Below are 23,587 nucleotides of genomic sequence, written 5' to 3'. Positions count from 1 at the left end.
ATGAAGGCCTGAGCACCGCCACCGGTTAGCGGTGGCGGTGAATAGAGGCACTACCTGAGCAGGAATCGTTATGGACAGGATGATTTATACCGCGATGTCTGGAGCCAAGCAGTCGCTGGATCGCCAGACGATCGTGGCCAACAACATGGCCAACGTCAGTACCCCAGGGTTCCGCGCGCAGCTGGCCGCTACCCGTGCCGTACCGGTACAGGGTGACGGTGAGGGCACGCGCGTTTCCGCCGTGCAGACAACCCCGGGGATGGAAACGAAAGAGGGTACGGTCGAAACGACCGGTCGCCCGCTGGATGTCGCCATCAAAGGGGAAGGCTGGCTGGCCGTCACTCGAGCGGACGGTTCTGAAGGGTACACCCGTAACGGCGGCCTACAGGTCGACGGCAACGGCATGCTGCTGTCCCACGGTCATCCTGTCCGCAGTACCGGTGGCGAGCCGCTGGTGCTGCCTACCGAAGGCGATGTCAACATCAACGGTGAAGGCACCGTGATGGTGCGTTCGAACGATGGCAAGCGCATGGATGAGATCGGGCAGCTCAAGCTGGTGAAACCCGCCCTGTCATCGCTGGAACGCGGCGATGATGGCCTGTTCGCGCAGCGCGCCAATCCGGACGGCTCTGCCGCCGCCCCCGCGCAGCCGGACAACACCGTTCGCGTGGTGAGCGGTGCGATCGAAACCAGCAACGTGTCAGCCGTCGATGCGATGGTGTCCATGATCGACGTGGCTCGCCGTTTCGAGATGAACATGAAGACGCTCAGCACCGCTGATGAGAACGAGCAGAAAGCCAATTCTCTGCTGGGAGTGAACTGATTCTTGTGAGGGTCTGCTTGCGCCGGATACGTGAGCGATCGGCCATAGGGCACGCAGGCCTTTCCTTTATTCATGCTATTCAGGATATCCGAGGAGCACTCGCATGTTGCGTGCACTTTCTACCGCTAAGACTGGGCTCGAAGCTCAGCAGGTTCAGCTGGACGTCACGTCCAACAACCTGGCGAACGTCTCGACCAACGGGTTCAAACGTTCCAACGCTGTTTTCCAAGATCTTCTTTATCAGAACGAACGTCAGCCGGGGGCGATGTCCTCTGCGCAGACCAACCTGCCGTCAGGCCTGCAGATGGGGACCGGGGTACGCGTGATGGCCACCGAACGCCTGCATACGCAGGGCGGCCTGGAGCAGACCGGCAACTCCAAGGATCTGGCGATCAACGGCAACGGTTTCTTTGCTGTACAGCTGCCCGATGGCAACACGGCCTATACCCGTGACGGCGCCTTCCAGGTGGATCAGAACGGCCAGCTGGTAACTTCGCTGGGCTATCCGGTCGACCCGACGATCACCATTCCGTCCGACGCCACCTCCTTTACGGTAGGCAAGGATGGGGTTGTATCCGTGACGCAGGCGGGGAACTCGGCCGCTCAGCAGGTCGGACAGATCCAGCTGTCGATGTTCATCAACCCGACCGGGCTGCAGAGCCTCGGTGACAACCTGTACATGGAAACCGATGCGTCCGGTACGCGCAATGATTCCCAGCCGGGCACCAACGGTGCGGGCAGCCTGTACCAAGGCTACGTGGAAAAATCCAACGTCAACGTGGTGCAGGAAATGGTGAACATGATCGAGACCCAGCGCTCTTACGAAATCAACTCCAAGGCTGTGTCCACGGCAGACCAGATGCTTAGCAAACTGGCGCAGCTGTGATCATGAGTACGCACAATGACAAACAGGCAGCGCGTACGCGCTGCCGCACGCGTTCCTCATCATGGCTGCCGGGCGTGCTGGGCATGGTGCTGCTGGCGGTGCTCGAAGGCTGTGCGTACGTTCCGCGCCAGAACATCGTCAACGGGCCGACCAGCTCGCCGCCCCAGCCGGCACCGGTTGCCGTCGCCAACGGCTCGATCTATCAGGCGAACTACGTTCGTCCGCTGTTCGAAGACCGTCGTCCACGCGGGATTGGTGACATCCTGACCGTCGTTCTAAACGAGAAGGTCAATGCCGCCAAGAACTCTTCCGCCTCGGCGAGTCGCGAAGGCTCGGGCAGTCTGACCGTAACGGCCGTGCCGAAGCTGACGGGTGGTCTTGTCGACGCATCGCAGAACATGGATATGTCGGGCAAGAACGACTTCAGCGGCAAAGGGGCTGCGGCCGCGAACAACAGCGTAACGGGCACCATTTCTGTGACCGTGCGTGATGTGCTGCCCAATGGCAATCTGTCGGTCATCGGTGAACGTCAGATTGGCATCAACCAGGGCACCGAGTACATCCGCCTGTCCGGGATCGTCAACCCGCGCTTCATCACCGCACAGAATACGATTCAGTCGACGCAGATTGCGGATGCCCGTCTCGAATACTACGGCGATGGCTTCATTGATGAAGCACAGCGCATGGGCTGGCTGCAGCGCGTCTTCCTTAACATTTCACCGTTCTGATACCTGATTATGCCACGTTCAATTACTGCGCGCCGCGCACTGTCACTTGCACTGGGTACCTTGCTGACGCTGAGTCCAGCAGTTGTTCCGCTGGCCAGCGCCGACAGGATTCGCGACATCGCCACGATCCAGGGGATTCGTGACAACGCGGTCATCGGTTATGGACTGGTTGTCGGGCTGGATGGCAGTGGTGACCAGACCACACAGACCCCGTTTACGACACAGACATTGAATAACATGCTGTCGGAATTGGGCATCACGGTGCCTTCCGGTACCAACATGCAGCTGCGCAACGTGGCCGCCGTCATGGTGACGGCCAACATTCCGCCGTTCGCCAGCCCTGGGCAGCAGATCGACGTGACCGTTTCCTCGGTCGGAACGGCCAAGAACCTGCGCGGCGGTACGCTGCTGATGACGCCATTGAAAGGGGCTGATGGGCAGGTTTATGCGCTGGCGCAGGGGAACGTGGTCATCGGTGGTGCCGGTGCCGAATCCGGTGGCTCCAGTGTCACCATCAACCAGCTGTCGTCAGGACGCATTCCTGCCGGGGCGACGATCGAGCGCTCGGTGGCGCTGGATATGAGCCGCAACGGTATCGTCAGCCTTGACCTCAAGCGTGCCGACTTCAACACGGCAGCCGCTACCATGACGGCGATCAACCGCTACTTCAAGCGCCCGATCGCAACCGCCATGGATGCCCGCAACATTCAGCTGATTGCCCCGATGGACCCGGCAGAGCGGGTTGGTTTCTTGGCACAGGTGCAGAATGTTCAGGTCAACGAAGCCGCACCGCCCGCCAAGGTCACCATCAACTCGCGTACCGGATCGGTGGTCATGAACTCCGACGTGAAGTTGCGTCGTGCCGCCGTAGCGCATGGCAACCTGTCGATCACGATTGACCGTCAGGATGAAGTCAGCCAGCCAGGCCCGCTGAGCAACGGCGAGACCCGTACCACACCGCGCGCCAATATCTCGGTGCAGTCTGAAAGCGGTGCCTTGCAGGTTATTCCGGCCAGCACGGATCTGGTGGATGTGGTCAACAGCCTGAACTCTCTGGGCGCATCAACGCAGGATCTGATCTCGATTCTGGAAGCGCTTAAGGCTGCCGGTTCTCTGCAGGCGGATCTGGAGATCATCTGATGACGATTGATGCCTCTCGCGGATTCGCTCTGGACGTTAACGGTCTGTCCAGCATCTCGCGCGCCGAGCGCCAGCAGGCGGGTTCTGGGCTCAAGCCGGTCACGCAGCAGTTTGAAGCGATCTTCCTCAACATGATGTTGAAGACGATGCGTGCCTCGGTGCCGGAAAGCAGCCTTTATAACAGCGAGGCGATGAAGACCATGGGCCAGATGCGTGACATGCAGCTGGCGCAGGCCATGTCGTCGCGCGGCATTGGTATCGCTGACATGATGCAGCAGCAGCTTGGCGGCGGACGGACAACGGCCCAGGGGGGCGCTGCTGACAGTGCCACTCTGGCAACGCTGGCAGGTATCCCGATGGGCCAGCCGCGCGCCATCAACGATATCGCGGCCGAGGCACAGGCCCAGCGTCAGTTTGGCGTGCACAGTGCACCGACCGAACATGTGGCGGCCGGTCAGATGGTGTCGGCAGGGCATCAGCATCAGGAATCAGCGACCGACAGCTCTTCTTCTGTCTCATCGCTGTGGGAGATCGCGCGCGAGAAGCTGCAGGCCGCACCTCATGTGGCCAATTTCTTGGCACGTATCGGTGATAGCGCCCGTCGCATCAGTGCGGAAAGCGGTATTCCTGTACGCCTTATCGTGGCACAGGCTGCACTGGAAACCGGTTGGGGTCGCCACGATGTGAAGCATCAGGATGGGCGGGACGGACACAACCTGTTCGGTATCAAGGCCGTTGGGCGCTATGCCGAGGCCAGCCGTGCGACCACCACGACTGAGTATGAAAACGGCGTGGCTTCGCAGCGACAGGAGCGCTTCCGCGCCTACGAGTCCGACGAGCACGCCATGCGAGACTATGCACGCATGCTGACCTCGCATCCGCGCTACAGCGGAATTGCCGGCAGTACGGCGCATGAAGGGGCTTCACTGCTCCAGAAGCGCGGCTATGCCACTGACCCGCACTATGCCGAGAAGCTTCATTCCATCATTGATCTGCTGCCTGAGTCACTGGAAGTGACGGCCCAAGAACGGCAGCAGCGTACCGTATCAGCAGCCTCGCGTAGCGCCGTCCGGCAATATGCCAGTCTGGACGATGACCCTTCCCGCATCTTCTAGCGGTAATCACCCTGCTTACGAGAAAAGCGCACATTTACGTGCGCTTTTCTTTAGCTATGGCGCGGCCTGTAGCGCTAGCAGCTACTCAAGTTTTCGTACATTGCGCCGATAGTCAGGGCATAGTCAGACATCATAAGAAACATCTTTGTACGCCAATCATTCGCAAGACCTTTTTCACCACTCCAATGGCAATATCTCAAGGGCAAACCCAACATGAGTAACTTGTTTAGTATTGCGACCAGCGGCCTGCGCAATGCCAACGCTCAATTGGCAACGACAAGCAACAACCTCGATAACTACACGAATAAAAACTACTCTCGCCAGTACGTCACCTCGACGGAAGCTCCGCAGAGTGGTGGGGTGATTCGCGTAGGGAGTGGTGTCTTCACCAGCAATGCCGAGCGCTACTACGATTCGACGCTCAACAATCAGCGCAACAGCTCCTATAGCTCTCAGGCTGATTACACGGCACAACAGGACGGCTTGAACAAGCTGGACAAGCTGTATACCTATTCATCGACGGACAGCACGTCGCTCGACAAGCGCATCAATGAATTCTTTTCCGCGACCTCTACGCTGGCTCAGGACCCGACGTCAACGGCTGCACGCCAGACCGTGCTGAGCAACGGTCAGTCAATGGCCAACCTGTTCAACTCGCTGTCCAGCCAGCTGCAAACGTACGAATCGACCGCCGATGCCACGATCAAAACCAACGTCGAGCAGGTGAACAAGTACGGCGAACAGATCAGCCAGCTGAATGAAAAGATTTCCAAGGTTCGTGCAGAGACCAACGCCGAGCCCAACGAACTGCTGGATGCTCGTGATCAGGCCGTAGCCGAGCTGAGCAAGATCGTCGGTGTCGATGTGATCGCGCAGGACGGCACTCAGCTCAACATCAGCCTGAGCGATGGTTCCACACTGGTAGCCGGTAGCGATTACTTCAAGCTCGATGAAACCCGTGCACAAACGCTGACGGGTGGGACGCTGGGCGGCACCGCTGAATTCCGCAATGGTGATCTGGCCAACGCGCGTACCAACCTCAGCAACCTGGCACAGACGGTAGTGACACAGGTCAACGCCATCCAGACCCAGGGTTACGATATGGATGGTCAGCAGGGCAGCGCCCTGTTCGAAATAGAGGCAAACGCACCGGATGTTGCGGCAGGTATCAAGGTCGCCCTCACGGATCCGCGCAAACTGGCCGCTGCGTCCGCTTCTGATTCCGGTGAAAAGGATAACCGCAACGCTCTGCTGCTGGCAGACCTGCAAAACCAGCGCTTCCAGATCGGCAACACCGAAATGAGCTTCAGCGAAGCGTATGCCAGCAACGTCAGCGCTGTAGGTACTGCGGTCACGGACATCAACAACCGCGTGACAGCGCAGGGCAAAGTCACAGCCCAGCTCGAAGAAAAGCAGCAGTCCCTGTCTGGGGTCAACACTGACGAAGAATTTTCAAATCTGATGCAGTTCCAGACCTACTACAAGGCCAACTCCAAAATCCTGTCTACTGCCATGACACTGATGGATACCATCCTGCAGCTGAACTGATTCGGGCAGTTATCAACGATATAGGTTATCGAACGTCATTTAGGAGTACATCATGCGGATCAGTAGTTCCTTGCTGCAGAGTCGTAGCCTGACAGGCATGCAGAAGCAGCAGACAACGATGGAAGAGGCGTACACCAAGGTCATCACCAACCAGCGCATTACCAACCCGTCGGATGACGCTTACGGGTCGGCACGCCTGGTAGGGCTGGACAATGAAATGTCCAAGAATGGTCAGTACAGCAGCACACGTACAGAGATGAACAATCAGCTCAAACTGCAGGAAACGGCACTCGGTAGTGCAACGGATGCATTGCAGGACGTGCGTACGCGTGTGGTTCAGGCACTCAACGGCACGCTGACCGATGAGAACCGCAGTGCATTGGCCAAGGACTTGCGCGGTGGGTATGAAACACTGGCGAGCGTAGCCAACACACGCGATGGTAGCGGCAACTATCTGTTCTCGGGTTACAAGAGCGATCAGGCACCATTCAATATTGATGAGTCGACCATGACCATCACCCAGACGGCCAGCGGTCAGGACTATCAGGGCGGCGATCGCATGAGCTACCGTGTGGACGCTAGCCGTACGGTGAGTGGTGTAGTGACCGCAGACAGCGCCTTTAAGACAAGCGATGGCGAAAACCTGTTCAACGTCATCAAGGACATGGTTAACGCGCTGGAAACGCCTACGGAAGACGGTACCACGAACGTTAGCAGCATTCAGGAAACACTGTCGGCGGGCCTCAAGAAGCTCGATAGCGGAATGGACAACATTTCCATTGTGCGCGCCGAAGGCGGGACACGAATGAATGAAATCAGCGCGCTGGATACCCAGTGGGCAGACAACAAAGTCAACCTGCAGGACAGCATCGACAAATTGGGCGTAACGGATATGGCGGAAGCCATCTCCAACTACTCCCTGAGTCAGGTGGGCTACGAAGCGGCCATCCGCTCCTATGCAATGCTGAATGGCACCTCACTGATGGATCTGCTGTAAGTCACGGCGACAGCGGTTTAGTGCCGCTGTCGTCATTTTTGGGGCAGGGCTGAAGAGATTCCATAACCTATCCCGAACGGCTTGATTGCGTGGCCAGCACTACGGAAGTAGGGCCATCTCAGTGGTCTTGTCAGGTAGATCAACTTGCTGATTAAGTAAGAAATTGGTTGACCCCAAAGGGGTAAGAGAGTAGTATTTACACCCGTCGGAGGGATGGCAGAGCGGTTGAATGCACCGGTCTTGAAAACCGGCAAGGGTTAATAGCCCTTCCAGGGTTCGAATCCCTGTCCCTCCGCCAGAACATTAAGGGAATCAGCTACTTAGCTGGTTCCCTTTTTTCGTTTCTGGAAGGAAAAACGCCCAAAAGTATAACGTGTATAACGGTAGCCGTTATACAGCTAGGAGTAGACCGGCAAGGGTTGGGGCAAAAATAGACTAAAGTCTAACTAGTTTTGGAGTATTGTTAGACTAAAGTTTTAGGTCGTAACTGGTGCCAAATGAACGTTATTGAGAAGAAGGCGATGCACGCTTCCTTCACCGAAACTCAATGATGAGCGAGAACACGATCAACCGAGCCCTAGTTGCCATTGGGTATAAAGGTAGGCTGGTAGGGCATGGCGCTCGTCATACAGCGTCTACACTGTTACGAAAACATGGCTGGGATCGCGATTATGGAGAGGCCCTGCTGGCGCATAAGGGGCCCAGCGTAGCCGGGATATACAATCAAGCAATACACTTTGAGCAGTGTCGAAAAATGACGCGGTAACATGCTAATTAGTTGGAAATATATTAGGCAACTTTGAGAAAATTATTATGATAGAAAGCGTGGGTGATTTTTTAAATGTAATCGATAAATTATATCCAGAATATGGATATGTATTTTTCAGAGGGCAATCATCAAGTGACTTTGATATTAGCTCGTCTGTTTTTAGATTCATTTCTAGATGCGGTAGAGCCGAAATATACAATAACCCTGGTATTTTTTCATCAAAAGTTTTTGAACGTTTTGAGGAAAGAATACCCGCTTATTCCGAATCATCTTGTTTAAAAAACCACTCAAATGATACAATTGATATATTGATGACAGCGCAACATTATGGCATGCCAACAAGGTTGATTGACCTTTCGAATAATCCTCTTGTTGCACTTTATTTCGCCGCTGAAACCGAAAATGATGCCGAATATATGTCGGTTTTTATTTTTAAATCCACAGAAGAATCTGATCTTATAGTATCAAGTAGCCGCTTTGTTACCAATGAAATTAAATGTGATCGTTCTGCAGTTAACAATTCCATGGCTTATATTATAGAAGGTCTGGTTTTAATCAGAAATGTCTTTATTGAAAAAAAAGATAGGTCGAAAGAATGTATAAAAATAATTAGCGATGTAATTGTTAAAATTAAAAATGAACGTGATAAAAAAATTTTTTTAGATGGGTTTAAAGGAAGAATTTGCTTTCAAAATTCAGAACTAAATAATTTCATAGAATTGTCTAATAGCATAATAATAAAGCTGTCTGACTTGGCTATTGATTTAGTTAGAAATGATAACTTTGAAACCTTTGAGAGAGAGATTGGGGACATAATTGAAACCCTGCGTAAAACCTCGTTTAATCATATTAACGGTCCGGCAGGAGTTGATATCTATGGCAAAAATCACTTGATAATAGAGCCTCTTCCTATAAATAATAGGATTAAAAATCAACAAGGTTTTTTCTTGTTTTCTAAAAAGTGTGGTGCTCCTGAATTCGAATCTAACTATTTTGTGGATGGAAAAAACTCTATCAATTCAATTGATGAAATCAATGATGATGTAAAAGAAAGCGGTGTTGTTAAAATTAATATACGAAGGATATTTGCAAAAAAAATAATGAAAGAACTTTCGCGCTATGGTATTAAAAGAAGTTTTATTTACCCAGAGCTTGCTTTATTTTCTGAAGAGGTGAAAGAAAACATTTTGTCTGGGCTTGAATGCTGATTAAGAGCGTGTTTCATAACCTCAATACTTCTTAATGGGATTTAAATTACAGCAGCGCGGCAGAATCCGCCTGTTCTAGCAGGGACAAAGGCAATTGCTCGGGTTATGAAACAGTCTCTAAATGGCCTAGGCCAAGGCTCCCGAGCCGAAACTCGAAAGCGCCTTGGCACAAAAAAGCCCCGGCAGAGCGGGGCGGTCATTCTGGCTTGGTGGTTATTTCTGTCATTGGTTACTAATGCTTCCTAGTTGCTCTATGAACGGCTGGGCGATAGCAGCGAAGTCGGTATCGTCGCCAGCACCACGCACAGCCGCTTTCCCTTCCAGTCGGATCGTCCGTATCTGGCGAATCACTCCCTCGCGGTGGGCTGCCGCTTCTGCAATACCCATCGCTGCCTGTAGCGCGCTGATGCCTTCGGCATTCGCCCAGGCTGTGATTTCTTCGGGGCACTTCGCCTCATCATACCCTTCTGCGTACCATCGGCTGTGAGCTTCGATAACCTGCTGGTATTCCACGTCCAGTAGCTGACCAATAGAGTTGTCGCGAGTACGGGCCGTATCTGCTGCTGCGTCAATGGCATTGATTGCTCGTGTCCGCCGTTCTTCAATGGTGGGACCATCAGGCGCTAGGGTCGTTACAGCCCCATCTTCTGCGTGCAGGGCATGGCCTTGGGAAAAGGCAGAGATAAGCGCTTCATGCTCTTCATCGCTGATGGCAATCAGTTGTGCGGTGTCGGCATCGCTACCCTGTGCACGTTTGAAGTGGTCATGCGAAAGAAAGATGCCTTTCGAAATAACGTCAACGTAATACATTACAAGTACCCCCATGCGCGCCATACAACGCTTCCGCCGACGTTTGCCCCGTCGAACTCATACATATTAAATAACACCGAGTTTGTTCTTAGGTTGACTCTCGACATAGTGACTTTTTGGGTTGTATCGGGCGTGCCCACAGCCCCAAGCACCGTTGAAAAGGTGATGGGAAACGTGACGGTAACGGTAGTGGGTACGGGTGAAATATCGCCATATCCCACGCGTCCCCATTGCTCACAATAGCCGTCGGCATAAACTCGTCTGCCTGCGTATTGATCACCATAAGTCACGACACGGCGCTCCAGCTCGATGATTTCGCCCGTGTTGGAGAGCATATAAGGACGGGTCTTGTCCCCATTGACAAAGCCCAGCTGCCTAGTTGAATCGCCTATTGGGCAGCGTTCCCGCAATTGAACAAGCTGTTCGGTCGTGGCGGCTTCATTGGCGTTGCCGGACAGCTGCGTAACATTGGCGTCCGACTTGGTCATCGTGGCGCCCGCTTTCAAACCAAGGTTGTCGCGAGCCTTTGCTGCATCAGTGGCCCCGGTGCCGCCATGCTCAATGGCCAGTATGCCGAGGGCGTCGGCCATATTGCCGGTAGTAGCGATCTTTGCGAGCGACTGTGCGAGCGCATCCGCCGCCGCCTTGGCACTCCCAGCTGCATCGAAATCGCTTGCCGCATGAGCTGCTGCACTGCCCAGTGCGTTGAGCAGTTGCTGTACGGTCGGCGCATCAAGGGCGCTGATGTTCTTGTTGGCCTCGGCGAAGACTTGCGAGGCGTTGACCGTGGAAATGGTCAGGTTCTTGCCGTCACAGCCGACCTCGTACTTGGCGCCGTTCTTGATGCTGATTGACTCACCGTTGCCTGTGGTGCAGATGATGGCACCATCGCCTGCGCAGTCATTGATGATGGAGTAGCGTTTGGTCCATGCGGGAAAGGTGACGGTAACGTTACCCGTAGGTGTGCCTGTGAAGCGCAGATTGGCCTTGGCGGCTTGTAGCGGGGTTAGGGCGGTGCTGGCCGTCAAATTGACGGTGGCGGTGCCGTTATGATCGGCGAGTGGCAACCAGCCTGTAGACAGGCTGCTTTCCGGATCGGTGCTGTTCGACTCAACCACGTTGAGCCAGTGGCCCATGTTGTCGGTGGCTTGCACCGTAGCGCCCATCGGGTAGCCGCCAATCTTCGACGCAAAGTCTGCGTTGAATTTGTAGTGGCCCCCTGCGCCGTAGAAGCGTACGGCATTGCTCAGTGCGTACAAGATGCCATTGAAGTCCGCACCGAAAGGCGGCACACCTCCCGCTGCAATCGGGCGCATGGTGATCTCAGGAAAGCCAGTGGCAAAGGCCGCCCGCCCTGCGGTGTCACCTGTGAAGCCGGGATCAGTATCAGGGATGTCGTTACGGGTGCCGCTTTGAGCGAACGGTGTCGCAATGGGGGCGGGGGCGTCAGTGATCTTCATGACGTTACTCCAGTGAAATAGACACGCCTGCCGGGCGCGGCATGACGTCAGAATTAGCGAGAATGGCGAGGTCGATGGTCGTGAGCAGAAAATCGAAGTGCAGGCCGATGGTGTGATCGAGGTGATCAACGACCCACGCCCGACCGCGGTCCTTGAACAGATACGAGATCAGGCGGTTGATGCTGGGGACTGTGCCATCGGTGATATTGCTCATCGCCTTGGTCATGATCAGCAGGCGGTAAGCGCTGTCATCAAGGCGGTAGACCCCGTTATCGGTGGTCGAAGGGCGCATGGGGGCCACGTTAAAAGGCTGCGGGCCGATGTTCTGAGTGGCCTTGGCGTACTGCTCCACAAAGCCCAGATAGGCGACGTTGCCAGACACTTGCAGCTGGCGGGATACCCCGATGATCTTGCCCCACACGTCTAGCCCATAGCCCACCGCGGTGTCGATGTTCCAGATCATGTTGAAGAACTGCTGAATGGCTTGTTGCGTCGATAGCGCGATGGCCGCGTGGAAGCGCTCAATCAGTTCGCAGAGGGTGGGGCTGTTGGCGTACTGGGTGAGCAGGGTCTCTTTCCAGCCAATCGTCGAGGTCAGCATCAGATCATCTCCACGCTGACGTTAGCGGTCTCAATCGTGGGCCGTTCGTCCGCGCCAGCCGTGACAGCGGTCTGGTCGGCCTTGCTATCAAAGCCCAACGTAATCGACTGCACTTCGATGCTGGAGTCGATATTGCTCACGGGGCCGTAGAACTTGCCGGGCAGAATACGGGCACCAATGCGGGCGCGGGAGGTGCCATCGGTGCCGTAGAAGGCATCGACTACGGCCGCGCGAATCAGCTCCTCGGCATTGCCGGGAATGCGGTTGTTCTTGGCGATCTTGATCTTGAAGTAGACGGGCTTCGGTTTGGCGGTCACCCATTTAAGGGTGTAGGTCGGGCGAGGCTCCAGATACTGCTCGTCTTCGACCGTGTATTCGGTATCACCGACCATCGGGATGCCCGCGTTGCGCTTCTGGAAGATCGCCTTGGCAATGTCAGCGGCGTTGCCGCCAGCGACGCAGATATACTGATAGCCTGCCGGGACCGGGTACTTGCTGGCCCCGTGCTCGACGGTCGCGCCTTCGATGTTGTCCCACACGTAAGCGTCAACAATGCCCGTAGTAGAGAGCAGCTGGGCGCGGATGGCATGCGTCGTTGAGCGGCTGTTGATCGCCACGCTTTCCTTGCGGCGCAGCTCAAAGGCCGATCGGGATTCGGTATAACCGCCTTCGGTACCCGCCGCTTGATTGGTGATCGACTCCCAGCCGTCAATGTTGCGGTAGATACGCGATAAGTTACCCGCGGGACAAGCGATCGGGCCGATGGTTTGGCACTGAAACTGGATATCGACTTGGCCATTGCGCGGAATCGTGCCCGCGTGCGTACTGACGTACAAATAACCGTTGGCGTCCTGCGCTAGACTGCCCGCCGGAATCACCGTATTAGAGCGACCACGGCAGGTGGCCGTGACGACAGTGCCGGTGCCGGGGTTACGATCGAGGTAGTAGATGCGTCCGATCGCGTCTTGCATTCGGCCGCTGGCCACGTCGGGATCAAGGTTATTGGCCAGCCACGCGGTGTTGTTGTACACGTTGCCGATGATGGCCGCCAAGCTCTGCGCCAGCTGGCCCTGCGGCGTGGTGATATCGGGGTTCATGCCGCCCCCAAAAGCGGCGTCGATATCGGCCATTAGGCCCGACAGAATATCGGTTTCGTTGGGAAGGGATACGCCCGCAGTCGAAAAGGTGACCGCAGGCACGTTAGTGGTGGCCATATAAACCTCACACGGTCGTGGTGATTGTTTGCCCAGTGGTGAGCGTGATATTCGTGACCCCGCCGATCGCGCCATCGGCAAAGGATGTGATGACGGCACTGGCTGACTTCACCAGTGGCACGCGCAAGGCTTCCTGTTCAAGCCAATGCTGAAACAGCGCCTGTGGGGGAAGCTGGCCGAGCACCATCTCGCGGTAGGGAATGCCGCGGTCGGTGTCGTACCAGCAGTCATTGCGGAGCGTGCGCTGAGCACTGGCCACGTCCTGTGCGGCGGCATAGGGCGCATCTGCCACGGCGATATTGCCTGACGCATCCAGCACCAAATCCCACGCGTCCTGATCAAGCAGTAGCGTCTTCGCCATATCTCATTCCAATATTCAGATACAAAAAAACCGACTCATGGTCGGCGGTGGGCATGTCAGGCATGCATGGGCGGGGCATCGTCTGGAATCGGGACTTGATCGCAGGGAATCGCCTGCCGTTGGTACTGTTCCGGCAGCGCATCGCGGTAGCGTTCATGCGGCGGCCAGAAGATGTTGTCACGCCATGGCCCTGCGTTATACAGGTACCACGACACCTGACGTCCCCACGATCCGCCCAGTTCGGGAATTTCTGCGCGGTAGGCGTTGAAGACCAGCCGACCACCGATATAAACCTCACGCATTTGGGTATCGGGGTTATCAAACGCCACGCACTTATTGTTCACCATGGGCGTCTCCTTATGCCGAGGGTAGACCGGTCAAGCCTTTGCCTGGCTGTACGTCCTGATGCTTGTGGGTGTCGAAGTCGATACCGTTGATGATGACCTTGCCGGTATAGGCCGACTGCGGGCTGACGATGTTGAATGCCTGCGTGGCCGTCAGATTGACGGTCTGGGTCTGAACGCTGACTGACTGCTTCGCGTTGACGATCATCTCGTTGCCGTTGAACGTCAGGGTAGGGGCGTTGATGGTCACGGCAGTGGGCGAGGTGATGTTGATACCTTTCGACGTGAACGTGATGTACTGCTGCGGCTCGCCGTTGAGCAGGCCGCCGATGTACAGCGCTTGGTCGAGCGAGTAGCGACGATCTGACCCGGGCGGCGCTTCGGCCTTGGTGCTCTTCACATTGGAAATATCGCGGTCGGCAATCACCGCAATGCCAATATCGCCCACCTGCGGGTCGATGATGATCGCATTGCTGCCGCCCTGCAGACGAAAAAAAGGCACGTTATACAGCGTGCCGTGGGAGTAGAGCTTGCCGTGTGGGTCTTTCGCCATCACCAGCGGCTTGAGGTCGACGCAGCCCACATCGGGTTCGCCGTTGCCGTTCTCATCTCTTACGGCGACTACCTGTACCAGCGTTACAGTGCGGTGCTTGCCAATAATACGGTCGATGATGAAATCGAAGTCGGCCTTCATAGAGGCACGTGCCGCTTCGGGGCGGCCGTAGGGAGCGGTGTTAGTCATGGCGTCCGTTCAGGTGTAGGCCTTCTTTGTTGGCATAAAAGTGCGTCGACCACTCCCCATCGGGGGCCTCGCACGAGATGCGGTGCTGTACGGTGTGAACGTTGAACTCACCGTTGGCTTGCGGTACGAACGTCGAGAGATTGACCTTGCCGCCTGCCTTGATGGCCGGGTTGAAAAGGGTATTCGCGGCAATACCACCTGAAGCAAAGGCAGGGTAGCCAATCAGTCCTGTCTCGGGGGATACCTCAACGGGTGTCGATGAGGTGATGCCGTTATAGGGGGAGATAGTGACGGTGTTCGAGCTCATGATGCAGGCAATGCCCGCCGCGCGAGCCAAGTCTTGAATCTGCTCGATAGCAGAGCCTTCCACACAGACATCGCGCAATACCGTGGTGACGCCATCGTTGACGAATGCCCAGCCGATTTCGTTGGCAAGGGCCTCAATCAGCGGTGCCACCTTGGTGTCACCTCGATGAGCCGTTGGCGGCACCCGTTGCAGGCCTTCGAAGAAACCGGCCGTAGCCTCAAGCGAGAGTGAAACGTTGGGCTGAGCTGAATAGTCAGCGTAGGCAGTGTGTATCGAGCCTGAATAGATCTCATCCAGTCTGCCCGGTTCACCGCTGCCTGCCTCGTATCCGGCAAGAATGGAAATGGTGTTCTTGGCCACGATGTCGGTGCGTATGCCCAGTGTCGACAGCTTGTTCATGACCTCGGGTTGTACGCCATAGATACGCATGGAGAGGGTGCCGCCGGAATACCATGAGATATCGGTGATCTCGGCCATCGTACGATAGCCCTCCAAGATCACATCGCGCCCCTTGCCACCGTCGAACTCACCACTCTCAGTAGATAGACTGATGCGAGTGACGATTTTACGTTTTTTGAGCATAGGAATTCCAGATAATAAAAGCCCCCGCCCTCGGCAGGGTTTTAATGAAAATTATTTTATTATTTTTGTTTCATTTTCTATTATTTCTCCATTTTTGTTTAATTGTATCTCAAGATATCTAAAATTACAGTCTCTTTCTAGGCCTGATATTGCTCTGCTATTTTTTTCTATAACAATCATTATTCCCTCATGGGAGCATTTTCCCAGTTCCTCATTATCGATTCCTAAACTACGAATTTCTCCAGAAGATACTCCCATTTTGTCATAGTAGTTCCCATCAACATATAATCTGATAAAAACGCTTTCACCGTCTTTTGGAGAGTTGATTTTTATTTCTGCGCCAGAAAAACAAAATAATCCATATATTCCATAAGATAATAAAAATATAAATATTACTATTCCACACATGGAGAGGGCTAGTTTTTTGGTTGACATTCATGAACCCTTTTAGATTTAGAATCGTTTTCGTTTGTTCCTCCCCATGGAACAGGAATAGACTCTATTTTAAAAAGCAAATCAAAAAGCTGCAGTTCTTCTGGCGGCTTTGTTTTTGCAAGCTCAATGCCTATATTAATGGATATTTGATCATTAACATCATCCATGCTGGCAATTATATCTTCGTTTTCCTTATGATATTGAATATAGTGTTTTTTCGAAAAAATATCATTTCTGGCTTGTGCTAGGGCGGCGCCGCGTCTCAAAGCATCTTCACTAAAACCTACAAGATACCCGACATATCCATAATGAATATTAGACCAGATGTCAAAGTAATAATCATGACCGTTTATTTTATTCCACGCCCATGAATCTTTATATATTTTTATATTTTTTTCGATAGTTATTCTTTTTAACTCTTGTCCCAAGTAAACTTTGTGATCCCATGGTTTTTTATAACTAACTTGTTCATACCATAGATAACAAGCATATGAATAGTGTTTTCCTGATGTAGAAAGATAGCCTGTTTTAGGAAATGCGGCATAAAGTGCTTTTTTCCACCAAGACAATCGATTGTATGTTGATGTAAAAGTTGATTTCTCTAAATGACGTCGGATTTTTTGGGCCTCTGGGGTAAATGGATTTTTCTTCATTTCTCCCGTGATATATTCAGCACACCAATAGCCTAGCTCTAGGCAGTTACAAACGTTAATGATTTTAGGTGTGTTATCTTCGATAGGCGTAGTTGTGCCTGTGGCGACTAAGCGCCAGGTATCTTGACCTTCACTATGTTCTATAGAGTTCATGTCGTCGGTGCCTTGATCCAAACGCGAAACTCTTGGGCGCTGAGAGTCTGGGCCAGTATATGCGTTTTGCCTTCCATATCAGAGATGCCTTCTTCGATGTGCCCATCTGCCAACTGAATGCGATAGGGCACGTGGGGAATGGGCTCTCCATGTGGGTTGGCTATCACGAAATGATCATCGTGTGTCGCGGGCAGCCAGCCGCCAGCGGTCTTTTCTGACGGTGGATTACCGGGGTCAGAATAGAATGTATTGACGATTGGTTCTCCCGGCAAAGTGCCTTGCCCATTGACGTTGTTGAGAGATGATACGATAGGGCAACCCATAGACGTACGGTGACCGTGAAGCACGGCATTCCTGCGGTTAGGTAAGGTTGTTGTGGCATCGCCTTCGATGATGCGACATCCGAAGGGGCAGGCCATGGCTGATCCCACATGTGCCAACGGTCGACCATGACTGATAACATTTTGGCACCCTTCAACCACCGCACCTCCGCAGGCAGCTTTATCTCCCAAACGCACCCATCCCTTTATGTTCATAGCCCACCCTCTTTTTAAAAGACAACTTATTGTCATGATTGGTATTTTTAGGCTTTTTTATCATGTGGGTAAGCGATAGAGGTAGCTGTCTTAAAAGACAGGTAAGGCGTGCGTTAGCTGTCATAGAGATATAACAGAGACCACCTTGCACTGAAATCCGTGTAGCGCGGATCATCGCGCTCCCGCGTATCAACAAACAGTAGCTCTCCGTTGAAGGGGAGGTATGCATGCCGCGTTAGGCCGACGCGGTCCCGTGCCAGTGCGCCCAGCACGACAGCCTTACCATTCGCGTACAGGTCGACGTAGACGTGGTCGTCGCGCTGATGGACTTTGATTGTGCAGGGTTGGTTGTTGAGGTTGATGCTGAACTGCTGAGAGGGCACTTGCTGTAGCGGTATGATCTGTACGTTCATCCTATCCCCAGTTTGCCGAAGAAGCGCTGAGCCGTGTCGTCAAACTTGCTCAGCTGGTCGTAGCCGCTGGTGAGCGTGTCAAGCCAGTTGGCGTTCACTGTTGTGCTGGTGACGACACCATTCTGTGATGTGAAGCCGTCGAAGATCAGCGGGAGGCTGCTGGTGTCTACCGTTTGTGCTGAACTCTGTCCACCCTCACGCATCGGCGTGCCGCTGTCCTTTTTGGCATTCGGAAAAGAGGTCGTTCCCGTTACGCGTACTTCTTTGAACGTGAGGTTTACCTTCAACAGCGTGACGCCATTACGGGCGGTTGTTTGATGGCTCATCCCAATGCAGGTGACATAGGGGTACACGTACTTCGGCGTGACCAGTTTGATCACGTCGGTGCCATTTTTCAGCTCATGACAGGTGTTCAGGAAGTCCTTGTGTGACATCGGGCCTTGGCCGTTGCACAGCAGCGATAGGCTAAGGTCTTCGGGATTGACCACCTTGTTATAAGACTGGAAGCCGCCTTGCTCGACAGGGTAGGTCGATACGCTGGCATCGCCTTTCATCTCAAACTCCGCAGGCCCGTCCGGCACGATGACCTTTTCGTCCTGCTGATTGAGCAAGGCATAGGTGGGGGCCAGCATGGCATTCAGGTAGTGGCCTAGAAACGTACCGGCCATCCCGCCTGTCAGCCCTGTCACACGGCCAGTCGTGCCTGATGTCTGAGCGATGCCATAGGCAGAGCGCGCTAGATTTGGCACGCCTTCTGCGATAGGGACGTTGGGAAAGTTGATCTTAGGCATAGTCTGATCCATTCAGCGCCAGCGGATGACGCTGGAGCGCTGACTGCGCACCGCGCGCCATCGCTTCGGGGCTACCGCCTGCGGTGGTGACCTGCAAGGTGTCGATATGTGTGGTGTTGGTGATTCGACGGTTGTCGTTGCGGATCATGGCCTGCTGGACGCCGGGGTAATTGGCGGGGTCGTTCATGCTAAGCAGGTGCTGTGGTATTTGCTGCGGATCGAAGCCAATATAGGCGCGTCCTTTAGGCCCGAGGCCTTGCCGCCAATCAGTGCCATTACGGCCCGCATTGGCGACCAACTTATTCACGCGTCCCATGCCGGAGTGGTAGGCCGCCATCGCTTTGTCGGTGTCACCGTTGTAGTAGCTGTAAAGTGCCTTCATTAGAGCGTCGCCGACACGGTTGTATTCCTCCGGCGATTCATCGCGTGCAGCAGGAATACCAAACCCCGGATCATGCGCCGTTGCAGGCATGACCTGTCGGCTATAGCGGGCTCCCGCCTTGCTTACGACCGGTTGGCCCTTTTTCTTGCCGCTGCGCCAGTAATCCTGCCCGCGCGACTCCTGATAGACGATGCGCTGTTGCATTTCTTCGAAAGAATGGGGTGCGGTGGTGGTTATATTGGCTTGTGGTGTAGGCGGTGTTGTCGCTGGAGCTTCTAAGGGTTTGGGTTGTGCTGCAGCTTTTAGCTGACGATCAAATTCACGCTGATTCTCAAGCTCAGATTGTCCACCTGTTTTTGACCATAGAATTCGTCGATAGTGGTCTGTAACGGCTTGCTGCTCTGCTATGGTGGGCAGTGTGCGTATCTGTTGCTCTACGTCTAGGCCTTGTGCGGCATACTTATCCAGCTGGGCGATTATGTCTTTGCGCCGTTGCAGAGGGATGCTGTTCCAAGAGGTATCATTGGGGCGTGATACGTGCCTTGTTATAGGCGTGCCGTCATCATCTATATCGCCGATATTCTTGATTAATTCGTCGTCACTTTCGATCTTGTCTTCAAAGAAGTTGCCTGGCAAAAAAAGGCCGGCCGTCGCTATTCCTGCTACTGCTGCCCCCGTCAGAGCGCCACCCCCTGCAATCTCTGCAGCGCCTGCTCCAGCACCGGCTCCCGCTCCCGCAGCTCTTGCGCCGGGTAGCCACTTTCTGAGTACGGCCATGCCTGCTAGCGGTACACCCACAGACAGTGCGGCCCCCCCTGCGCCGACAAGCTCGGGGTGGTTTTTGTTCAGGTTTTCAAGGAACGGGCCGAAGACCTTTGCCGTCCACGACAGCAGGCCGTTACCAAAACCCTCGACATTCTGACGCGCCTCTCGAAGGGCACGCGAGAACTGATCAATGTTCTGGAAATCTTGATTGGACAGGTTGGCACGATGCTCTGCCTTCAAGAGGGCCTGCTCAACACCAGCGTGCCCCATACCCGCTAGGCGAGTCAGTCCTGCACCGCCCCCAAAAAAGTCGCGAATGATCAGCGAGCGCTGTCGCTCGTCAGCTTTGTTGAACAGAACGTCGAGGGTATCGATCGCCATATCGTTGACAGCGCGTTGTGAGCCGTCAGGATTGCGGGAGTTCACGTTCTTGAGCAAAAGCTCGGGTATCTGGCGTGCATCTATCGTATGCCCGACAAAGGCGTCGTTGATGCGTTGCAGGAAATTGCGACCTTCTTCGGCGGTTCCCCCTTCAAGCTCGGTCGCGTTGCCCCATGCATTTAACCGTGAAGGGGCGATACCGATGCTTTCCGCCTGACGATTGATCGCCGTGTCTTTCTCAATGGCCTGTCCGGCGGCGTTTCCATAGCCGCCGCCAGCCATCTTGTTGAGCGCCATCAGGCCCATCACTTCGTTGGCGAGCCCACGTACCGAGCGGGTGACTTGATCGAAGTGGCTGCCTACCGTGCGGCCGGTTCTGCCGCTGGACTGGTTGAGGTTGTCCAACTCGTCCTGTAGATCGGCGATTTCATCGGCAGCGTCTTCCGCATCTTCCTGAAGTGCCTTGATTTGCTCTTGGAGTTCCTCAATCTTTTCAGCCGTCGTTAGGGCGGTGTCACCCAGCTCCTCGATGTCGTCAGCTGCACCCCCAGCGGCGTCGCCCATATCGTCGACGCTCTCGGCCGTATCTTTGGCGGCATCACCCAAGTCTTCGACGCTATCAGAGGTATTGTCTGCAGACTGACCGAGGCCCTCGACACCTTTGGTGGCATTACCGGATTGGCCGCCAAGATCATTCAGTGCGTTACCTGCTTCGCCCGCCTTATCGCCGAGGTTATCTACGCTATGGGCGGCATCGTCAGCGCTTTGTTCCAGCTGCTCAAGACCTGCATCAATTTCTCGCTGGCCGCGTTTGAAGTCACTGGAGTCAAGGCCAAGACCAACGGTTAGCGAATCGATTTGGTTGTTGTTGTCGCTCATGAGCGGCTCCTTGCGTAATCGTTGGCCACATAGGCGTTATGGCTGTCCACCTGCAGAATCTCGAGCAGCTCATACAGATCATGCACGCCCAGTGTGGTCGAGAGCTCCGCCTTGGTCGCTAGACGTGCGGAGACGACCGCCGCAATGCTGGGCAGTACGTTTTCGTAAGCGGCAAGCTGGCTAGCGTAGGGGGCGGGCGGGATCAGGCGGAGGTCGAGTTCTCGGCGGCGTTGGAAAAATTTACGTGCAGCTTGAACACCTCCGCACGTAGGGCCAGCAGCGTCGTGGCCTCTTCGATATCGGCGTAGTCAAAAGGCCGCGTTGTGCCGGGACGGCTAGGCTCGGGGATGATCTTCACGCATTGGAGCATGTCATCAAGTAGCGGTTTCAGTACCTCGTACGGAATCGCCGTCAGTAGCCCCGGGCCAATGTGCGCCAAGCCTGCCCAGCCGGATTTCAGTAAGTCGTAGGGAATGCCCATGCCGCCATTGTAGGCGGCACATGCGACTTTCCACGCGAACTGTTCTGCCTGATCGGCGGCCATCTCCGTCAACAGGAAGGTCTTGCCGTTATCGCGGCCGCCTTCAATCGTGTAGGTTGTCTGTCGGCGTGCCATTTACACGTCCTCCACGGTAACGCTGCCCCATTTGATAGAGAACGGCATCGCCTGCAGGATCTTACCTGCGGTAGGGAATTTGGGCGCACGCACCAGAAAGCCATTGGTGCAGGTGTATTTTTTGCCGATCGACGGGATCGTGAACGTGGCACTGGCCTGATAGACCTCGCGGGCCGTCTCCTGCGCCTGCACCCAGTTCTCCATGATCGTGCAGCCGTTGCTGTCGGGCATCAGCTGAAACTCTTGCGGCGTCTCGACAAAGATTTTACCGGCGTGCAGGACGCCATCGGCCCCCATGACGGTTTCGGCCAAGTCCACGGCGTCGGTGCTGAAAATATTGTCCGCGCCGTAGCCTTCCAGCTTGCGCGGAGTGGTGTAGAGATTCTCGACCGTCAGGTAGAACGTGCAGTTCGCTGAGGTCAGGGTCTTGCTCGCCATAAATGACTCCTTAGAGCACGGCTGTAGAGGTCATGGAGATGGAGCGCACTTCGCCGCCATCGTTATAGTAGAGCGCGGGCTTGATGATGCCGTCGGTGCGCTGGGCCGCCGAGGCCGTGGAGCAGCCCGGGATGAAGATGTAGCCTTTGGCTTCCATCGCGCTCGATACGTCGCGGCCGATCGCATTGAACAACTGCTGCTTCTGCGACTCGCTCAGCGACACACCTTTACGAATCACGCCTGCGTTCACGCCCGTATTGAGGGCATCAAGCACCGCCGCTTCGATCAGGCCATCGCCGTCAGTATTGAACGGCACGCTGTTGACCTGGCTAATCAGCACCGCCAGCGCGTACTGGATCTGAGCGTTGAGCCAGATCTGGTTCACGTAAGCGGAAATAGTGTTGAACTTGCCGGGGATTGTGCCGGGATATAGCCAATTGAAGCTGTCTTGCGCGGTGGCGTATGCGCCATAGATGTTGTAGCCATTGGCAATCGCTGTGGCTGCCTTAGAAGCGTCAGTGACGATGGCAGCAAGACCGGACTGGGACTTGAAGGCCAGCGATTTGCGGCCGTTGGTACGGTCGTAGTCAGTGGATGCGATCGCACCCATCAAGAAGGCCGCCACCTTGCGCAGCTGGGCCAGCTGAGAGGCTTCACCTGCCAGCGCAACAACGCCTGCCGCTTTGTTGGCCTTGATCTGGGCACCGAAGCAGCTCGTATCGTTGGCAACGAACGCATTGGCATCTGTATCCCACGCCACATACAGGAAGCGGTTGTTTTGCGCACCCGACCATGCTGTAAAGCCGAGTTTCTCTTCCTTGGTGGGCTCCCACATGGTGGTGAAGGTGGCCCATGCTTGAGTGATATGTCCGAGCGCAGTCATCGCCGTGTTCGGCGTGTCGGCGTCGGTACCCTGTGCGGCCAGTACCGCCCCCGAGCCAGAACTGAGTTTCAGAGTGTCGGCACCCGCTCCCATGGCATAGGCCAGTGTGGATTTGGTACCTGTAGTGCCAGATGTAACCACGAAGCACTTACGGGTGGTGTCGTAGCTGACGTTGGCTTTCAGGGCATCGGAGAGCAGGGCGGCAGCGTTGATAAATGAGGTGGCCGCGGATAAATCAAGATTCTCGACGCGCTTCTCAGTGCCATCGACAAGAACGCTGATAAATCCGTTGACCTCTTTGAGTTTGTCGACGGTCATATCGGCGAGGCTGCCGCTAGAGAGACTCGCCGCAGTGGACGCCGTCGCGTAGTGAAAGAAGTATACGCGTCCCGGCACGGCCTGTTTGTTGTCGTCGGCAGTGAAGTACGCCACAGCAGCGGCATACTCATCAGCGTCATAGCCGAAGTAGTCGCCGACGGCATCGGCGGAGCCAAAGTACGGCGCGGTACGGGCGGGCACCTTGGTGGATTGGGTCAGAAAGACGCCGTTCAGGTTCAGCGCGTTACCGGCCGCCGCGATGACGCCGGGCAACATGCTGATGATGTTACTCATGGGGATAGACATGGC

Annotated in this window: 26 protein-coding genes and 1 tRNA gene; 10 read left to right on the top strand and 17 right to left on the bottom strand. The window is 54.9% G+C overall.

Annotation, left to right across the window (positions count from 1 at the left end):
* Positions 1-70: 70 nt before the first annotated feature.
* From flgF to ACMHYW_RS07880, 10 genes are all read left to right on the top strand, one after another.
* A complete protein-coding gene (gene flgF / locus ACMHYW_RS07925; protein WP_414499459.1) occupies positions 71-823 on the top strand; it encodes a flagellar basal-body rod protein FlgF in 753 nt (250 codons plus the stop codon).
* Positions 824-926: 103 nt separating this feature from the next.
* Positions 927-1,709, top strand: a complete 783-nt coding sequence (gene flgG / locus ACMHYW_RS07920) for a flagellar basal-body rod protein FlgG (RefSeq protein ID WP_414499458.1) — start codon at positions 927-929, stop codon at positions 1,707-1,709.
* An 83-nt stretch (positions 1,710-1,792) separates the two neighbouring features.
* Entirely contained in the window at positions 1,793-2,437 is a 645-nt protein-coding gene (locus tag ACMHYW_RS07915) for a flagellar basal body L-ring protein FlgH (protein ID WP_414501486.1), read from the top strand.
* A 9-nt stretch (positions 2,438-2,446) separates the two neighbouring features.
* Positions 2,447-3,577: a flagellar basal body P-ring protein FlgI gene (locus ACMHYW_RS07910; RefSeq protein ID WP_414499457.1), complete on the top strand. Its 1,131-nt coding sequence runs from the start codon at positions 2,447-2,449 to the stop codon at positions 3,575-3,577.
* Positions 3,577-4,692, top strand: coding sequence for a flagellar assembly peptidoglycan hydrolase FlgJ (gene flgJ / locus ACMHYW_RS07905; RefSeq protein ID WP_414499456.1), 1,116 nt, complete (start codon positions 3,577-3,579; stop codon positions 4,690-4,692). The genes ACMHYW_RS07910 and flgJ overlap by 1 nt, the downstream gene beginning before the upstream one ends.
* A 213-nt stretch (positions 4,693-4,905) precedes the next feature.
* The gene (flgK, locus tag ACMHYW_RS07900) at positions 4,906-6,240 is read left to right on the top strand and encodes a flagellar hook-associated protein FlgK (RefSeq protein ID WP_414499455.1); all 1,335 of its coding nucleotides are present in this window, start codon (positions 4,906-4,908) and stop codon (positions 6,238-6,240) included.
* Positions 6,241-6,292: 52 nt separating this feature from the next.
* Positions 6,293-7,237, top strand: a complete 945-nt coding sequence (gene flgL, locus ACMHYW_RS07895) for a flagellar hook-associated protein FlgL (RefSeq protein WP_414499454.1) — start codon at positions 6,293-6,295, stop codon at positions 7,235-7,237.
* Between the two features lie 207 nt (positions 7,238-7,444).
* A tRNA-Ser gene (locus ACMHYW_RS07890) sits at positions 7,445-7,535 on the top strand.
* 249 nt (positions 7,536-7,784) lie between these two features.
* Positions 7,785-8,003, top strand: a complete 219-nt coding sequence (locus ACMHYW_RS07885; protein ID WP_414499453.1) for a tyrosine-type recombinase/integrase — start codon at positions 7,785-7,787, stop codon at positions 8,001-8,003.
* A gap of 47 nt (positions 8,004-8,050) precedes the next feature.
* Positions 8,051-9,214, top strand: a complete 1,164-nt coding sequence (locus ACMHYW_RS07880; RefSeq protein ID WP_414499452.1) for an FRG domain-containing protein — start codon at positions 8,051-8,053, stop codon at positions 9,212-9,214.
* 222 nt (positions 9,215-9,436) lie between these two features.
* On the opposite strand, the gene ACMHYW_RS07875 is transcribed toward ACMHYW_RS07880, so the two are convergent.
* From ACMHYW_RS07875 to ACMHYW_RS07795, 17 genes are all read right to left on the bottom strand, one after another.
* Positions 9,437-10,024 (bottom strand): hypothetical protein, encoded by a 588-nt coding sequence (locus ACMHYW_RS07875; RefSeq protein ID WP_414499451.1) that lies wholly within the window; start codon positions 10,022-10,024, stop codon positions 9,437-9,439.
* Positions 10,024-11,484, bottom strand: coding sequence for a hypothetical protein (locus ACMHYW_RS07870; protein ID WP_414499450.1), 1,461 nt, complete (start codon positions 11,482-11,484; stop codon positions 10,024-10,026). Before ACMHYW_RS07870 ends, ACMHYW_RS07875 begins: the two co-directional genes overlap by 1 nt.
* 4 nt (positions 11,485-11,488) lie before the next feature.
* The gene (locus ACMHYW_RS07865; protein ID WP_414499449.1) at positions 11,489-12,085 is read right to left on the bottom strand and encodes a DUF2612 domain-containing protein; all 597 of its coding nucleotides are present in this window, start codon (positions 12,083-12,085) and stop codon (positions 11,489-11,491) included.
* Positions 12,085-13,299, bottom strand: coding sequence for a baseplate J/gp47 family protein (locus ACMHYW_RS07860; RefSeq protein WP_414499448.1), 1,215 nt, complete (start codon positions 13,297-13,299; stop codon positions 12,085-12,087). The genes ACMHYW_RS07865 and ACMHYW_RS07860 overlap by 1 nt, the downstream gene beginning before the upstream one ends.
* A gap of 7 nt (positions 13,300-13,306) precedes the next feature.
* Positions 13,307-13,660, bottom strand: a complete 354-nt coding sequence (locus ACMHYW_RS07855) for a hypothetical protein (protein ID WP_414499447.1) — start codon at positions 13,658-13,660, stop codon at positions 13,307-13,309.
* Between the two features lie 56 nt (positions 13,661-13,716).
* Complete coding sequence (locus ACMHYW_RS07850; protein ID WP_414499446.1) at positions 13,717-14,007, bottom strand: hypothetical protein; 291 nt, start codon at positions 14,005-14,007, stop codon at positions 13,717-13,719.
* Between the two features lie 10 nt (positions 14,008-14,017).
* Positions 14,018-14,746: a hypothetical protein gene (locus ACMHYW_RS07845; RefSeq protein WP_414499445.1), complete on the bottom strand. Its 729-nt coding sequence runs from the start codon at positions 14,744-14,746 to the stop codon at positions 14,018-14,020.
* Complete coding sequence (locus ACMHYW_RS07840; RefSeq protein ID WP_414499444.1) at positions 14,739-15,635, bottom strand: baseplate hub protein; 897 nt, start codon at positions 15,633-15,635, stop codon at positions 14,739-14,741. The genes ACMHYW_RS07845 and ACMHYW_RS07840 overlap by 8 nt, the downstream gene beginning before the upstream one ends.
* Positions 15,636-15,686: 51 nt before the next feature.
* A complete protein-coding gene (locus ACMHYW_RS07835) occupies positions 15,687-16,070 on the bottom strand; it encodes a hypothetical protein (RefSeq protein ID WP_414499443.1) in 384 nt (127 codons plus the stop codon).
* On the bottom strand, positions 16,052-16,876 hold the full coding sequence (locus ACMHYW_RS07830) for a polymorphic toxin type 44 domain-containing protein (RefSeq protein ID WP_414499442.1): 825 nt from the start codon (positions 16,874-16,876) through the stop codon (positions 16,052-16,054). The genes ACMHYW_RS07835 and ACMHYW_RS07830 overlap by 19 nt, the downstream gene beginning before the upstream one ends.
* Entirely contained in the window at positions 16,873-17,412 is a 540-nt protein-coding gene (locus tag ACMHYW_RS07825; RefSeq protein WP_414499441.1) for a PAAR domain-containing protein, read from the bottom strand. The genes ACMHYW_RS07830 and ACMHYW_RS07825 overlap by 4 nt, the downstream gene beginning before the upstream one ends.
* Before the next feature lie 113 nt (positions 17,413-17,525).
* Complete coding sequence (locus tag ACMHYW_RS07820; protein ID WP_414499440.1) at positions 17,526-17,825, bottom strand: phage baseplate plug protein; 300 nt, start codon at positions 17,823-17,825, stop codon at positions 17,526-17,528.
* Positions 17,822-18,616: a phage baseplate protein gene (locus tag ACMHYW_RS07815; RefSeq protein ID WP_414499439.1), complete on the bottom strand. Its 795-nt coding sequence runs from the start codon at positions 18,614-18,616 to the stop codon at positions 17,822-17,824. The genes ACMHYW_RS07820 and ACMHYW_RS07815 overlap by 4 nt, the downstream gene beginning before the upstream one ends.
* Complete coding sequence (locus tag ACMHYW_RS07810; RefSeq protein ID WP_414499438.1) at positions 18,609-21,023, bottom strand: transglycosylase SLT domain-containing protein; 2,415 nt, start codon at positions 21,021-21,023, stop codon at positions 18,609-18,611. The genes ACMHYW_RS07815 and ACMHYW_RS07810 overlap by 8 nt, the downstream gene beginning before the upstream one ends.
* Before the next feature lie 202 nt (positions 21,024-21,225).
* The gene (locus ACMHYW_RS07805) at positions 21,226-21,639 is read right to left on the bottom strand and encodes a hypothetical protein (protein WP_414499437.1); all 414 of its coding nucleotides are present in this window, start codon (positions 21,637-21,639) and stop codon (positions 21,226-21,228) included.
* A complete protein-coding gene (locus tag ACMHYW_RS07800; RefSeq protein ID WP_414499436.1) occupies positions 21,640-22,077 on the bottom strand; it encodes a phage tail fiber protein in 438 nt (145 codons plus the stop codon).
* 10 nt (positions 22,078-22,087) lie between these two features.
* Positions 22,088-23,584: a DUF3383 domain-containing protein gene (locus tag ACMHYW_RS07795; RefSeq protein WP_414499435.1), complete on the bottom strand. Its 1,497-nt coding sequence runs from the start codon at positions 23,582-23,584 to the stop codon at positions 22,088-22,090.
* Between the last annotated feature and the right edge of the window lie 3 nt (positions 23,585-23,587).

Origin of the sequence: Zymobacter sp. IVIA_12111.31 C1 (genome assembly GCF_047495495.1) — a bacterium.
Taxonomy (GTDB): domain Bacteria; phylum Pseudomonadota; class Gammaproteobacteria; order Pseudomonadales; family Halomonadaceae; genus Zymobacter.
Note: the sequence above shows the minus strand (reverse complement) of the source record. Positions and strands in the feature narration are given on the sequence as shown.